At 63.1% G+C, this 13,343-nt stretch carries 12 protein-coding genes and 1 tRNA gene; 2 read left to right on the top strand and 11 right to left on the bottom strand.

The features are described 5' to 3' along the window. Positions 1–67: 67 nt before the first annotated feature. From ACQRCJ_RS03575 to ACQRCJ_RS03525, 11 genes are all read right to left on the bottom strand, one after another. Positions 68–1,219 carry a glycosyltransferase family 2 protein gene (locus ACQRCJ_RS03575; protein WP_302261245.1) on the bottom strand — a complete coding sequence of 384 codons (1,152 nt, stop codon included), beginning with the start codon at positions 1,217–1,219 and terminating at the stop codon, positions 68–70. A 45-nt stretch (positions 1,220–1,264) separates the two neighbouring features. Further along, the gene (locus ACQRCJ_RS03570; protein WP_304022717.1) at positions 1,265–3,151 is read right to left on the bottom strand and encodes a hypothetical protein; all 1,887 of its coding nucleotides are present in this window, start codon (positions 3,149–3,151) and stop codon (positions 1,265–1,267) included. A gap of 532 nt (positions 3,152–3,683) precedes the next feature. Next, complete coding sequence (locus ACQRCJ_RS03565; RefSeq protein WP_427799362.1) at positions 3,684–4,970, bottom strand: thioesterase, FlK family; 1,287 nt, start codon at positions 4,968–4,970, stop codon at positions 3,684–3,686. Positions 4,971–5,978: 1,008 nt separating this feature from the next. Beyond that, positions 5,979–6,054 (bottom strand) — tRNA-Thr (locus tag ACQRCJ_RS03560). Between the two features lie 62 nt (positions 6,055–6,116). Next, the gene (locus ACQRCJ_RS03555; RefSeq protein ID WP_168934455.1) at positions 6,117–6,500 is read right to left on the bottom strand and encodes a hypothetical protein; all 384 of its coding nucleotides are present in this window, start codon (positions 6,498–6,500) and stop codon (positions 6,117–6,119) included. Between the two features lie 81 nt (positions 6,501–6,581). Beyond that, the gene (gene gluQRS, locus ACQRCJ_RS03550; RefSeq protein ID WP_277347607.1) at positions 6,582–7,676 is read right to left on the bottom strand and encodes a tRNA glutamyl-Q(34) synthetase GluQRS; all 1,095 of its coding nucleotides are present in this window, start codon (positions 7,674–7,676) and stop codon (positions 6,582–6,584) included. A gap of 118 nt (positions 7,677–7,794) precedes the next feature. Continuing rightward, a complete protein-coding gene (locus tag ACQRCJ_RS03545; protein ID WP_006006353.1) occupies positions 7,795–8,304 on the bottom strand; it encodes a rhodanese family protein in 510 nt (169 codons plus the stop codon). 71 nt (positions 8,305–8,375) lie between these two features. Further along, positions 8,376–9,251: a C40 family peptidase gene (locus ACQRCJ_RS03540; RefSeq protein WP_427799361.1), complete on the bottom strand. Its 876-nt coding sequence runs from the start codon at positions 9,249–9,251 to the stop codon at positions 8,376–8,378. Between the two features lie 275 nt (positions 9,252–9,526). Next, positions 9,527–10,318 (bottom strand): GTP cyclohydrolase FolE2, encoded by a 792-nt coding sequence (gene folE2 / locus ACQRCJ_RS03535; protein ID WP_006006345.1) that lies wholly within the window; start codon positions 10,316–10,318, stop codon positions 9,527–9,529. After that, positions 10,318–10,737 (bottom strand): nickel-responsive transcriptional regulator NikR, encoded by a 420-nt coding sequence (gene nikR, locus ACQRCJ_RS03530; RefSeq protein ID WP_006006341.1) that lies wholly within the window; start codon positions 10,735–10,737, stop codon positions 10,318–10,320. Before nikR ends, folE2 begins: the two co-directional genes overlap by 1 nt. A 318-nt stretch (positions 10,738–11,055) precedes the next feature. Then, positions 11,056–11,838: a class I SAM-dependent methyltransferase gene (locus tag ACQRCJ_RS03525; protein ID WP_168934457.1), complete on the bottom strand. Its 783-nt coding sequence runs from the start codon at positions 11,836–11,838 to the stop codon at positions 11,056–11,058. A 186-nt stretch (positions 11,839–12,024) separates the two neighbouring features. Between ACQRCJ_RS03525 and ACQRCJ_RS03520 the strand changes: the two genes are divergently transcribed. Further along, positions 12,025–12,513 carry a CvpA family protein gene (locus tag ACQRCJ_RS03520; protein WP_168934458.1) on the top strand — a complete coding sequence of 163 codons (489 nt, stop codon included), beginning with the start codon at positions 12,025–12,027 and terminating at the stop codon, positions 12,511–12,513. A gap of 21 nt (positions 12,514–12,534) precedes the next feature. Continuing rightward, complete coding sequence (gene mazG, locus ACQRCJ_RS03515; RefSeq protein ID WP_427799360.1) at positions 12,535–13,332, top strand: nucleoside triphosphate pyrophosphohydrolase; 798 nt, start codon at positions 12,535–12,537, stop codon at positions 13,330–13,332. The last annotated feature ends 11 nt before the right edge of the window (positions 13,333–13,343 follow it).

The following is a 13,343-nucleotide window of genomic DNA, read 5'->3' as shown; positions in this document are numbered from 1 at the left end:
GATGACAGACAAAGCCCGCTCAAGCTCCGTCCGCGTTCTCCCCTTCATACAGCTTCTGGCGGCAGGATCAGTGCCGCATGCCGAATTCCTTGCACACAGCGATGATGAAGGCCAGCATGAAGGAAAAAACAGCCATGGCACCGAAGACGATGGCAAGGATGCTCAGATTGTCCACGAAGGGCGATGCCATATCCCCGTAACCGGCACTGGACCATGCAGAAAAACAATAGCCATAGCTGGATACGAAGAGCACCAGAAAGGCCAGCGCCACGAAAGCCAGCCTGTCACGGGAGGCCAGGCGCGCCAGCAGGCTGACGCCGCGACCCGGCAGATGCGTACCGGCCAGCCCGGCCGCCACGACCCCCAGCCCCATGACCTGCATGCCCAGCATGAGCAGCATGGCAAAGGTCACGAAACTTTTGTTGGCAAAGGTCACACTGCCCACGGACAGCGGACCGGAGAGCAGGAGCAGCACGCCCAGCAGGCCCACGCCCATCAGGGCCAGCGCCGGATACATGTACAGCCAGTGCGGCGCATAGGTCAGCAAAAAGCACAGGTGGCGCCAGCCATCGCGCCAGGTACGCAGATGCGGCGGACGGCTGCGGCCATCCTGGGCCAGCGTGGTGGGGACCTCGGCCATGCTGAGGCCGTAAAGGGAGGCCTTGACCACCATCTCGGAGGCGAACTCCATACCGGTGGTCTTCAGGTCGCAGTGCCGAATAGCCTCGGTGTTGAACCCACGCAGACCGCAATGGAAATCGCCGATGCTGATACGGAAGAACAAACGACCGATCCAGCTCAGGACCGGGTTGCCCAGATAGCGATGGAGCGGCGGCATGGCCCCGGGAGCGATTCCGCCCTTGAAGCGGTTGCCCATGACCAGATCCACGCCCTGACGCAGCTTGTCCACAAAGACCTGAAGGCTGGAGAAATCGTAGCTGTCATCGGCATCGCCCATGATGGTGTACTTGCCGCGTGCGGCAGCGATCCCCCCCAGCAGGGCCGCGCCATACCCTTTCTGCGCCACATCCACCACCCGGGCCCCCAGGCCGCGGGCTATCTCCTGGGACCCGTCCGTACTGCCGTTGTCCGCTATCAGCACTTCCCCGTCGACTCCGGAGCGTTCTAGATAGGCCTTGGCCTTCATGATGCAGGTGGCCAGCGTCTCGGATTCATTCAGGCAGGGCATCAGGATAGTCAGTTCACAGGTCTGTTCCATAGCATTTCCCCTCGATGGGGACACGGCCGTACCGCATCTCCCTCATTACCGGCCAAGCTCTGCCGGCAACACGATCTTTTCAGGCAGCTCCCGTTCCCCTTCACGCCAGGCATCAAGACGCAGGAGGAGCGGGAACGCCTCACCTTCACACAAACCCAGCTCCTTGCCGTAACGCGCCACGAAGTCGGCAGGGACGCGCCACAGGAGCAGATAATCCACCTTCTGCCGTCGGGCCGTGGCCCGCAGGTCGGCAGGTAGCGTACCACCGAGCAGGCGTTCCTCCAGGGAACCCACTGGATTGAATTCCAGTATGTCGCTCACGCGGGCAGCTCTGCGTTTCGGCATTACCAGATAACGGCAGATCATGCCATACTCGTAGGAAGCCTTTCCGGCCACGAGCCACCAAGAACTCCCTTCTGGCGTAGCCTGTTGCAGGATACGGGCGGCTTGCTCCATCTCTGCCAGATGTCCGGGGATATCCGCAGGGCGTTGCAGCGAAAAACACACGACCACAACCATGAGCGCCACACTGAAAAAGCGTACGAGCCTGGCCTGCCACAAGTGGCCCTGTTTTACAGCACGCAGCAGGAAAAGAAAAACCGTCCCGACCAGCACAGGGCCCATGGCAACGGCCGCGTAGCGCTCATAACTGGCCGCGGAAACCAGCTCCCGCGCATCCATATAGGCCATGGTCGCATAGGCATGGACCGCTACCCAGGCCAGAAAGCCTGCTGCTAAAAGAAGCGCGGCAAATCCCCTGCCCTGAGGAAGCATCTGGGGATCCTTGCGCAGCAGGTACCAGCTTCCTCCACAGGCCAGGAGCAGCAACACGGCTGTACCGGTCGCGAACGTCAGCAGCCCTATCGCAGGGATACTGACGAGAGGCCGCATCAGAAACGCCCAGGCATACATGGGAATGGCATCAAGAATGGTCTCCAGTCCCCAAGCATTGGCCATGGCAGAAAAATCTGCCCCGGCCGCTCCCGTGATGCAGATGACACGATAGACCTTCCACAGCCCCCAGCACAGGACAGCCGGCCAGACCACGCTGACGATCGACCACACAACATGATGGAACCTTTGCCTTGACACACCAAACCACTGCCGCAGCGCAAAGGCGCCCAGCACACACAGGACGAGCAATATCCCGGTAGGTTTACACAGGATGAGCACAGCGCAGCCCCCCTGCAGGAGCAGACGCAGCAGCCGGTCCCGGCAGGAGGAGAAGATCACCAGCAAGGCCAGTGCCGTATAGAATGCTGTCTGCAGGCTTTCTCCATAGCCGAAGATGTAGGAACCATAGTCCACATGCGCCCCCAGGGAGCGCAGCAGGCCGAACGTCAGCAGAGCGCAGAAGCAAACCGGCCAGGACGAAAGCCCTCGTTCCCGGGCCAGATGGATGACGACACCGGTGGCAGAAAGCAGGACGGCTCCTTCGCCCAGGGCTATGGCAGGCTCCGAGAACGTCCCCATGGGCTGGAGCAGGGCCTGCAGGATGGTGACCATGGGGGGATAGAGCAGCACCGAATCATGACGGGGCAGGACGGAGCCCCAGGCCCAGAGGCTGTTTTCCTGCACCAGATGCTTGACGAAGCCCCCCCAGAAGTATTCGTCCCAATAGACGAGCCTGGCCCCGGCATAATGCCAGGCGAACAGGAGCAATAGGCCCGCGAAGAGCAAGGAGGGAGCGGCCGTCCACATATAGCGCCGCCGCGGCGCCCCCGCGGTGAACAGCGAAAGGCAGACAGGCAGCAGGGAAAGGAAGGAGAGGACAGCCACAGCAAGGCGGACTTCATGATACACGCCCCCCATGGCCGCAAGGACCTGCAGCAGGGCTGTCACGCAGACCGCCAGGAAGGGGGCGCACCAGGGTGCAGCCAGACGCCAGGCCAGAAAGATGCTCAGGCAGGTCAGTGATCCGATAAAAAACAACGGTGCCTCCTCGAAGCATTGCTATGCAGCACAGGGCAGATGGCTGCCGTGCCGTATCCGCCCCGGCATCCGCGGCCAGAGGACGGCTGCCAGACAAGTACGCAATATCGCGACAAAGGGCAAATCTGACGCCACAGCTTGCAGGTCAGGGCTGGCCCAAGACAGAGGCCCGGAACGGTTCCTCCTGGCCGCCGGCAGGCCGCTTTCCTCCTGCAGCCTGCGCTTTTTCTCCTCCCGCAGAAGGACGTGTAGAGCTTACCCTTCCCCAGACGTGCGGGCAAGCCTCTTCTCATCCCTTGGCGTTGCCTTGCGCACCGGCATCCTGTCCGCACTACAGGCTGCTGAAGATACCTGCCCAGTGATAGGACGAGACAGGAACAGCCTTATTCACCAGGAAACCACACTTTCCCGCGCAAGATACGCCCAGCCGCCCCTTCTCTCCTGGAACAAAAAACAGGGAGGAGCCTCTGCCCCTCCCTGTCAGTAACGTCCTGTTTTGCACCGGTACTTCTGTCCGGTTTGACGGTCAGTGCTAGCCCTGACCGCCACGGGTCTGAGCCCGGCTCTGGAATTTTTCCCTGTCCACCACCACGCGCTCGTGGGTCCCCTCTCCGATGGTGCCGACCTCGTCATAGGCAGCCACGGAAAAAGTCAGACCGCGCCCGTTGGCCGAGACCGCCGTCAATTTCGCCTCAAAGCGCACCTTCATACCGCAGGGGGTCGGTACCGTATGGCTGATGTCCACACGGGTGCCCACGCTGGTCATGCCTTCGGGCAGACCGGGACGCACAGCTTCCATGGCGGCCCGTTCCATGCCCATGATCATCATGGGCGTGGCCAGCACCCGGACCTCGCCGCTGCCTACCTGCGCGGCCAGCATCCCTTCTTCCACCGTTGTTTCCCACTGCCCTGTCATCCCGGCTTTCGGCATGGTCTCCATGATGTCCCTCCCTGTTGCGGATACAGCTGTCTTCTGTTCCTGAACAGGATCGGTCTTCCTGTCAAGCCGGATGCCCCGGTGCTCCGACAGCCAGTGGTACCAGGCAGCCACATCGCCGCGCAAACGGTCATCAAGGCGGGCCAGAGCCGCTTCCCGCAGTTCCTGCGGCACACCGCCGTAAAAGGCCTCGGCTATGCTTCCGGCGATGGCGGCCTGCGTATCGCTGTCACCTCCCAGCCAGACGGCATTGCGTACGGCCTCCTCGAAGGAACGGCTTCCCAGAAAGGCGATGATGGCTTCAGGGACGGACTCCTGACAGCTTTCCTTGTGGCGGTACGCGGACCTGATCTCGGCCAGGCTGCGATCCAGGTCATATCCGTAGCGGAAGGAGACATAATCACGGATGGCATCCCGTCCGGCACCGTCCCGGGCCAGGAAGATGGCCGCGGCCGTAGCGCAGGCCCCCTTGATGCCCTCGGGATGGTCATGCGTCACGGAGGCGCTCAGGGCCGCATAGCGTTCCGTTTCTTCCAGACTGTCACAGGCCCAGCCCACGGGCGAGACACGCATGGCCGAACCGTTGCCGAAACTGTTGTACGGCTCACGGCTGCCTGTGACGATCCAGCGAAAAAAACGCTGACCGTAGCCCGCCCGGCTGTAGGCACGGCCATATTCGTGCATGGCGTCGATGAAGGCCTCCCGGCAGGCCTGTTCCTGCCCATAGGCCTGCATCAGCCCGCGGGCCACGGCCACGGTCATCACCGTATCGTCCGTGAAGCGGGAACGGGGAGAAAACAAAGGAAAGGCCTCCGCAGCTCCCTGCCACGGATGGAACTCGTAAGGACTGCCCACCATGTCACCGATGATGGCTCCCAGCATGATCGATCTCCTTGATGCACGGCACCGCATGGCGAAGTCATGTGTCACCGCCCTCCAGCCGGAAAGCGGCTGCCACAGAATGAACACAGTAAAGAAAAACAAAAAGGCAGGACGCGGCACCAGGGCCTGGGTCCTGCCCGGAAAGTCTGTCCGGAAGGACGATAGCGCCAAGGCAAAACGTTTGCCATCATCACGCCGGCAGGACGCCGACGCAACTCACGGCAGCTCTCGTTCCCGGATGCGGCCTTCTTCTATCGACGGCCCCGCAAGGGCCACAGTAACAGCTAGATTTTTCTGTACTTTCCCTTGCGACAGACATGGCAACGGCCGTTGGGCACAGCCGGTTTGGCCGTTCCAAAGGGGCTTTTGTTGGTACCGCAGGCGCCGCGCTGGCCTCCGGCGCTCACCGTATGACCATTGCAACGGACATCACCGCAAACATCACATTTATAGATCGTTCCCGGAAAACCGCAGGTGGGACACACTGGCATGACGTACCTCCCAGGGTTGCAATGACACTGTCCGGCAGTGAATGCCCCATCCTGCTGCGGGATCGTTCCAGATCTCGGGTCATGTGAAAATTCTTTGTTCTTTTTTGTTATCCTGCGTGTATCATTGACCGATTATAATAAACAACCGTTTCTGTTTTTCATCTCTCAAGCACTTTTTTCCACCTGCGGTCCCTGCCGTCCAAAGACAGTGAGGAAAGCACCGAACATATCCACGCTTTCCACCAGGGCCTGCCGCGAGTGTCCCTGCCGGTCACGACAGCAGGCGCAGGACGGCGTGTCATGCGCCAAGGCAAACGGGGAATAGTCTGAACCGGAATGTCGTTTCGTTGGCGTGCTGACCGGGCATTTTCCCGGCCAGATCTGGCGTCATGACCATGCGCAAAAGATGGATCATTTGCCGTCCTGCCGGGATACCTCACAGAAAGGCCCGGCAGGAAGATGTCACATGGGCACAAAAAAAGCCCTCACGGAGATTTCCGTAAGGGCTTATTTTTTATGGAGCCAGCTAAGAGACTTGAACTCTTGGCCTGCTGATTACGAATCAGCTGCTCTACCAACTGAGCTAAGCTGGCGGACGGCTTGTTGTGTCAAAATATGGCCAGACTGTCAAGCGGAAATATGCCCGGCCCCGGGATCAGTCCGCAGTCCTTTCCAGATACAGGGGGATGACGTGCAGGCTGCGGCTGACTTCCTCGGTATGGCCCAGCCACCAGCGGACCTTGTCGCCGGGCCAACCCAGTTTTTCCGCCACGGCACGGGCCACGCCCGCCACATTGAGGATGGGATGGCGCTGGAAGACCTGCGGCAGTCCGTAGGTCAGATTGCAGGCAAGACATTTTCCGGGACGCTGATGCAGCTCAAAGGCCAGTTCCGCCTTCCCTTCTCCTTCGGAGCGGCAGACCAGAACGATGTCATAAGCGCCTTCCTCAGCGCCGCCGAACAGTGCGTCGAAAAAAGCCTCAGTGCGTTCCGGAGGGAACACACTTTCAAGAAAGGCCTTATCAAGAACCTTGCTCATATTGCCTCCAGCCCGACAACGGGCAAGAAAATTTCAAAAGCTAAAGATAGCGTTTTTTTTCATAAAAGACAAATCCGCCCGTCAGCAGAGCAGGCACAGGGGCCGCAGCCAGTCCGGCACACAGGGCAGGTCCCGTAGGCAGACGTCCTGCCGGGGCAGGCGCTCCAGCCGGAAATCTGCCAGCAGCTCGGCTGCCGCCAGCGGTCGCATGTCCGGGCGCAGGCCTGCCAGACGGGCCAGCACACCCACGATCTCCGCCGCCGTGACGCCCTGGCGGCGCAGCTCGCGCACCCCCAGGCTCTGATGGCGCTTGGCCAGCCGCTCCCCCTGTCCGTCCAGCAGCAGCGGGATGTGCGCATAGGCGGGCGGTTCGAAGCCCCACAGACGCAGCAGGGCCAGCTGGCGCGGCGTGGACGTCAGTATGTCGCGGCCCCGCACCACCTGGGTGATGCCCATCAGGGCGTCGTCCAGGGCCACGGCCAGCTGGTAGGCCACCACGCCGTCGGAACGGCGCAGGGCAAAATCGCCGCCGCAGTCCTCCAGAGTGAAAGATTGCTCACCCAGCAGGCCGTCCTGAAAATGGAAACGTCCCTCGGGGCAGCGCAGGCGCAGGCAGGCACGCCGCCCCTGTGCCTCGCGCTGGCGCCGTTCTTCCGGGCTCAGATGACGGCAGGTACCGGGATAGGGGGCCCCGGCATCATCCACATGGGGGGCTCCGGCCAGCTGGCGCAGCTCCTTGCGGGTGCAATAACAGGGATAGACCAGCCCGGCACGGTCCATGGCATCCAGCGTCGCATCATACAGGGCCGCGCGGGCGCTCTGGAAATAAGGTCCGCACGGGCCCTGCTCCGCCATGTCGCCCTCGTCCGGGATGATACCGTCCACGGCCGGGCCTTCGTCCCAGTCCAGCCCCAGCCAGCGCAGATCCTCCACCAGAGCCCGGGCATATTCGGGACGCGAACGCTGGGGGTCGATGTCCTCCATGCGCAGGACCAGCGTCCCTCCGGCGCTGCGCACCGCCAGCCAGGCCAGGAGGAAAGCCCAGGCATTGCCCAGATGCATGTAGCCCGTGGGGCTGGGGGCCAGCCGTCCCCGCACGGGACGGGAAGAGGCTGACGGCGCAGGATGGTAACGATAGGCTTGCAGGCTGCGGGGCAGTGCGCAGGGGATGGTCATGCCGCCTCCGAAAACGCCCGTACGGGCCGTCTGTGTATCATGAAGGATATGAACGAAAGGGGAAGGGCCCCCTGACAGGAGCGCCCTTCCCCTTTGGGAAAATCTGTCTGCGCGGAGACTATTTCTTGTTCCACGGCATGCGGGCCAGCAAAAGACCCAAGCCGCAGAAGCCCGTCACCCCGGCAAAGACCAGGCCCGCGCCCACGAAAGCGCTCAGCCAGAGCCACTGGGGCCAGGCAAGGCTCAGGGCCAGGCCCAGCAGCACCATGCCGCCCGCGCCGATCTGGATCTGGCGGAACATGGGCAGGCTGCGGCGGCTGCGCACCACAGGGAGACCGGCCTTGTCCCAGGCCGTGGCCCCGCCTTCCATCTGCCAGGCCTCACCGGCGGCCAGCTGTTCCAGAAGGTCGCTGTTGTTCTTGGTGCGGCGGCCCGAGTTGCAGGTGAAGACCACGGGCTTGTCCGTCACGGGGCGGAAATCCTGCCAGCGGATGACCGACAGGGGGGCGATCTCCGCGCCTTCGATGCGCAGGGACTCCACTTCATCAGGTTCGCGTATGTCCACGAGCCGGATCTCGCCGGCTTCCAGTTTTCTTTTGACATCCTGGGGGCTCATGAGAGGAAGCATGATCGACTCCCGTATATGCCGGGCCCGGGGCCCGGGTCATGCCGCCCTCCCGTTGCGGACGAAAGGACGGACTATTTCTTGGTATTGCGTCCCTGCTTGCCGGAGCTCTTCTTGCTGCTGCTCTTTTTCTGGACGCTGCTCTTGCTTTTGCTGCTACTGCTTTTCTTGACGCTGCTCTTCTTGCTGCTGTCCTTCCGGCTGACGCTGCTCTTGCTCTTGTTGCGGCTGTTGTTCTTCTTGACGCTGCTCTTCTTGTCCCGCGAGCTCTTCTGGCTGACACCGGCCTTGCTCTTGCTGCGGCTGTGCGAGATCTCGCGCACGGCCTGCTCTTCGGCATAGGCGGCCATGCGCAGTTCCTCGGCACTGAAGGCGTCGCTGCCTTCCACGCGCCGGGCTCCCATGAAGGTAGTTCTGAAATACGGGTCGTCAAGGCTGTTGATGCGCACGCGCGTCCAGCGACGGGGGCTGTGGACGAATTTCCCGTCCCCCACATAAATGCCGGTGTGGTAGCCGCGGCGGGGATGGTGGAAGGCCACGATGTCACCGGCGCGCATGTCTTCCACGCGGGTGATGCGCTTGCCTACGGCCGACTGTTCCCGGGCCGTGCGCGGCAGGTTGATGCCCACGCTCTTGTAGGCCCACTGGACGAGGCCGGAGCAGTCGAAGCCGCCGGGATTGCGCCCGCCGGGCACATAGGGGGTACCGATGGCGGAACGGGCCACCTGCACGGCCTTGGCCTGCCGGGGACCGCCCTCCTCGGCGCTTTCATCGAAAACGGCTTCATAGGAACGGCGGAAGCGGGCTTCCTGCGCCGCGCGCTGGCGCTGCGCATACCAGGATTCTTCAGGATAACCGGAAGAGCCGGACCCGGAATGGGAGGCGCAACCGGCGCTCAGGGCCAGCAGGCCCATGGCAAGGGGTATCAGCAGTCTTGGGACAAGACGCATGCTTTCTCCGGGGTAAGAAATCGCAACCAAAAACGGGGGGAAGGGCCCGGGCGGCAGGGAAAAGCCCCGCATGCCACCGGCAAAGGGACAGTCCCTGAGGGGGACAGGACGACGGCCGGACAGCCTGCCCTGCCCCAAGGCCATACGAAACTTGGGCTTGAGAGTATTAGCACAGGCTGCTGTCAAGTGTAAAAAACTTTTTGGGAAAAATTTTTTGACCGCAGTATCGTGCAAAAAAAGGAAGCCGGGGCTCTCCCGGCTTCCTCAGGTGTGGGCTAGGCCTGTTCGTCCTGCGTTCGCAGGTCGCGTTCGATGCAGGCAAAGGCGTTGTGGCTGTGGATGGATTCCATGCTCTCCACTTCCACGCGGAACCAGCGCACATGCTCGTGCTCCGTCAGGCGCTGGGCCACGTTGCGCACCACGTCCTCCACGAAGGTGGGCTGGGCGAAGGCGTGCTCGGTGACGTATTTCTCGTCCTCGCGCTTGAGCAGGGTGTAGACGGCGGACGAGCCCGAAGCCTCGGCCATCTCGATGAATTCCTCGATCCAGCTGAAACCCGACATGCGCACGGCCAGATGGATCATGGTGCGCTGGCTGTGCGCGCCCTCGCGGCTGATGGCCTTGGAGCAGGGGCACACGGTCATCACGGGCACGTCCACTTCCAGCAGGAAGGACTGGCCCTTCTCGTCCAGCTCGCCGGTCAAACGGCATTCATACGAGATGATGCTCTTGATGCCCGACGAGGGCGCGGGCTTGTGCACGAAATAGGGGAAGCAGAAGCGCACATAGGAACGGCGCGCTTCCAGACGTTCCTTGACCGTGGCCAGCAGGCGGCGCACCGACTGGTAGTTGATTTCGTCGTTCCATTCTTCCAGCGCTTCGATGAAGCGGCTCATGTGCGTGCCCTTGAACGAGGCGGGCAGATCCACACCAAGGTCCACCCGGGCCACGGTCTGGCGGCTGCCCTGGGCGCGGTCGCGCACCAGCAGGGGCACGGTGATGCCGCGGATGCCGACGCGGTCGATATTGATGGGAACCTTGGGGGCATGGCGTTGCACGTCTTCCATTATGCGAGATCCTGTCCTGTAGTTGTACCGCTGAAGGTGCCGTGCTTGACACCCTTGCAGGAAATGAGCTTGTCGGCCAGCGCCCGCACGCGGGCGGCCTCGCCTTTGAGGATGAGCACCTCAAGGCAGTTGTGATGGTCCAGATGCACATGCAGGGTGGCGATGATGATGTCATGCTCGTCGTGCTGCATCTGGGTCAGGCGGCGGGCCAGGTCGTTCTTGTGATGGTCATAGACCAGGGTCAGCGTGCCTGCGCCCTGGCCGTCGGCCTGTTGCCACTCCTCGGCCACAAGGGCCTTGCGGATGAGGTCACGGATGGCTTCGGAGCGGTTGCTGTAGCCCTTGACGGCGCACAGGGCGTCGAAAGGTTCCAGCAGCTCTTCATCCAGAGAAACACCAAAACGTGTCAGTTTTCCCATTGTTCGCCTCATGCGGCCGGGACACCGTCCGGCGGTGCCCGGTGGTGAATCTAGCAAAATCTTCCTGAAAATCCAGAGGCCTTTCCCCGCCCCTGCCCGCCGGAGCGGCGCCTTTCACGAAAAAACGTGCCGGGAAAGGGGCGGACAGGCCGGATGCCGACCACAGGTGCGCGCCCGTCATGCCGGGCCGCTGCAGCAAGGGATACAAAAGGCCCCTGCCTGCGCATGTTGCCGCATGCCTTGCGGGGACAAGCCCCTCACGCAGGCAACGGGGGCCGGCTACCGGAGCGGGAGGGCTCCAGGGCCCACGATCCGGGCCTACGCGGGCCGGACGCGGCGGCGTATCTCCCATACGGCCACCGTGACGGGCACGGGCTGGGCATACAGGGGTTCCACACGCTCGGTGAACACGCGCCGCCCTTCCAGACCGCCGCCGTGCAGGGCCTGCAAGAAGGCCTCGTACACGCCGCGCCCGGGCTCGGCCACCCAGGCCGCGCCGTCGTCGGCCAGCACATGGGAAAGAAAGTGCATCACCGGCGCCACGAAGCGCTTTTCGTACATGATGTCGCCGCCCCACAGGCGGAAGATGCTGCGGGGCCGCACGGCGGGCTGCCGCCAGTCCATGACGGTCCACAGGGGCGAGGACACCCCGTTGTGCCGGGCGTTGAGGCTGGCGAAGTGCAGGGCCTCTTCCTCATAGTCCATGCCGATGACCTGCGCGCCCAGCCACTGGCCCACCATGGCCGTGAGCCCCAGGCCGCAGCCCAGGTCGAGGCAGGGGCGCCCGGCGATCTCGGCGCGGCGCTCTTCCAGCCAGCGGCACAGGGCGATGCTGGACGGCCACAGTTCCGTCCAGTAAGGCAGGCGTTCGTCCTCGAAGTTCTGCGGATCGTCCAGCATGGCGTTCCACAGGGTCTCCAGGTCGGCGGCGCGCTGCAGGCGCCACAAACGGCCGCAGGCCCGCACGGAGATGAAGGGCGTGTAGGCCGTCAGGCCGTGGCTTTCCTCTTCGGCTCCGGGAGCGGTCTCCGCCGCCGGAGCTTCCGTACTGTTGCAGGCCAGTCCGGCCTGTTCCAGCAAGTTTCCCAATCGCGTATCCATCCCGCAAGCATAGCGTATCGGCCCCCATCTGTACAGACGGACGGATTGTGTCCTGCCCCCCCTTTTGCTATGCTGCGCCCGTACCTGCACGCACGGATGCGGCCCGCCGCAGGCTGCCGGAGATCCCGGCGCCCCGCGACCCGCCGCCCCGTCGGCCGCAGGAGGATCTTTTCCTACAGGAAGCTTATGGGACAGGATATTTTCGACGTCATCATCGTGCTGGTCCTGACGGCCTTCGCGGCCCGCGGGTTCTGGACCGGCTTCGTGGGCGAGGTCGCCGGGCTGATCTCCATCGTGGGCGGCTTCTGGGTCTCCCACCATTTCCACACCGTGCTGGCCCCGCACCTCACCTTCATCACCGAACCGGCCTGGCGCAATATCGCCAGCTATGTGCTGCTCTTCCTGGGCGTGCTCATCGCCGTGGGCCTGCTGGCGCGGCTGCTGCAAAAGCTGCTGGCCTTCTCCTTCGTGGGCTGGATCGACAAGCTCACCGGCGGCCTGCTGGGCCTGGCCAAGGGCGTGCTGCTCTGCGCCGTGGTCCTGCTGCTGTTGCAAAAGCTCTTCGGCGATGCCGAGTTCCTGCGCCATTCGCGCGCCCTGCCCTACTTCAATTCCCTGATAAGCCAGGTGCGCGGCTGGCTGCCGCCTGACCTCATCAGCCGTTTCGGACTTTAACCCTCCACAAGGAACAGTTTCATGAAAAGCGCTCTGGAAGAATTGCAGGCCGTCATCGAACGGCTGACCGATGCCGAGAACGGCTGCCCCTGGGACAAGGAGCAGACCCCCGAAAGCCTGACCGAATACCTCATCGAGGAAAGCCACGAGCTGGTCAGCGCCATCCGCTCCGGCAACACGGCCGACGTGTGCGAAGAACTGGGCGACGTGGCCTTCCTGCTGCTCTTCGTGGCCCATCTGTACCAGAAGCGCGGCCAGTTCAGCCTGGACGACGCCCTGAACAACAACCGGGCCAAGATGGTGCGCCGCCATCCCCATGTGTTCGGTGACGTGACCTTCGACAATCTGGACGAGCAGCTCAAGACCTGGGAAAAGATCAAGCGCGCCGAGCACACCGACGCCGAAGGCAAGCCCCAGGGCCTGTTCGGCTCCCTGCCCTCCAGCCTGCCGCCTCTGACCAAGGCCTACCGCATCCACTCCAAGGCCGCCCGCGTGGGCTTCACCTGGCCCGAGGACGAAGAAGTGGAACAGCAGGTGGAAGCCGAATGGCTGGAATGGCTGGACGCCTCCGCCGGGGACGACGCCGAAGCCCAGAAGCACGAACTGGGCGACCTGATCTTCAGCATCACCGAGATGGGCCGCCGCAAGGGCATCAAGGCCAGCGAAGCCCTGGACCTGGCCACGGCCCGCTTCCTGCGCCGCTTTGCCCGCATGGAAGAATTGGCCCGGCAGCAGGGGAAGGACTTCCCCGACCTGTCGCTGGATGAGAAGGACGAGCTGTGGAACGCGGCCAAGGAAGAAGAAAAGGCCGCCCATTAGCGACCTTTGCC

This window comes from Desulfovibrio sp. SGI.102 (genome assembly GCF_050314315.1).
In the GTDB taxonomy this organism is placed as follows: domain Bacteria; phylum Desulfobacterota; class Desulfovibrionia; order Desulfovibrionales; family Desulfovibrionaceae; genus Desulfovibrio.
This window is presented reverse-complemented; position numbering and strand designations above follow the sequence as displayed.

Excerpts from the sequence above, each read along its gene's own strand:
- ACQRCJ_RS03575 (WP_302261245.1), bottom strand. The coding sequence starts at position 1,219 with ATGGAACAGACCTGTGAACTGACTATCCTGATGCCCTGCCTGAATGAA.
- ACQRCJ_RS03565 (WP_427799362.1), bottom strand. The coding sequence starts at position 4,970 with ATGCTGGGAGCCATCATCGGTGACATGGTGGGCAGTCCTTACGAGTTC.
- ACQRCJ_RS03555 (WP_168934455.1), bottom strand. The coding sequence starts at position 6,500 with ATGAGCAAGGTTCTTGATAAGGCCTTTCTTGAAAGTGTGTTCCCTCCG.
- gluQRS (WP_277347607.1), bottom strand. The coding sequence starts at position 7,676 with ATGACCATCCCCTGCGCACTGCCCCGCAGCCTGCAAGCCTATCGTTAC.
- ACQRCJ_RS03545 (WP_006006353.1), bottom strand. The coding sequence starts at position 8,304 with ATGCTTCCTCTCATGAGCCCCCAGGATGTCAAAAGAAAACTGGAAGCC.
- ACQRCJ_RS03540 (WP_427799361.1), bottom strand. The coding sequence starts at position 9,251 with ATGCGTCTTGTCCCAAGACTGCTGATACCCCTTGCCATGGGCCTGCTG.
- folE2 (WP_006006345.1), bottom strand. The coding sequence starts at position 10,318 with ATGGAAGACGTGCAACGCCATGCCCCCAAGGTTCCCATCAATATCGAC.
- nikR (WP_006006341.1), bottom strand. The coding sequence starts at position 10,737 with ATGGGAAAACTGACACGTTTTGGTGTTTCTCTGGATGAAGAGCTGCTG.
- ACQRCJ_RS03525 (WP_168934457.1), bottom strand. The coding sequence starts at position 11,838 with ATGGATACGCGATTGGGAAACTTGCTGGAACAGGCCGGACTGGCCTGC.
- ACQRCJ_RS03520 (WP_168934458.1), top strand. The coding sequence starts at position 12,025 with ATGGGACAGGATATTTTCGACGTCATCATCGTGCTGGTCCTGACGGCC.
- mazG (WP_427799360.1), top strand. The coding sequence starts at position 12,535 with ATGAAAAGCGCTCTGGAAGAATTGCAGGCCGTCATCGAACGGCTGACC.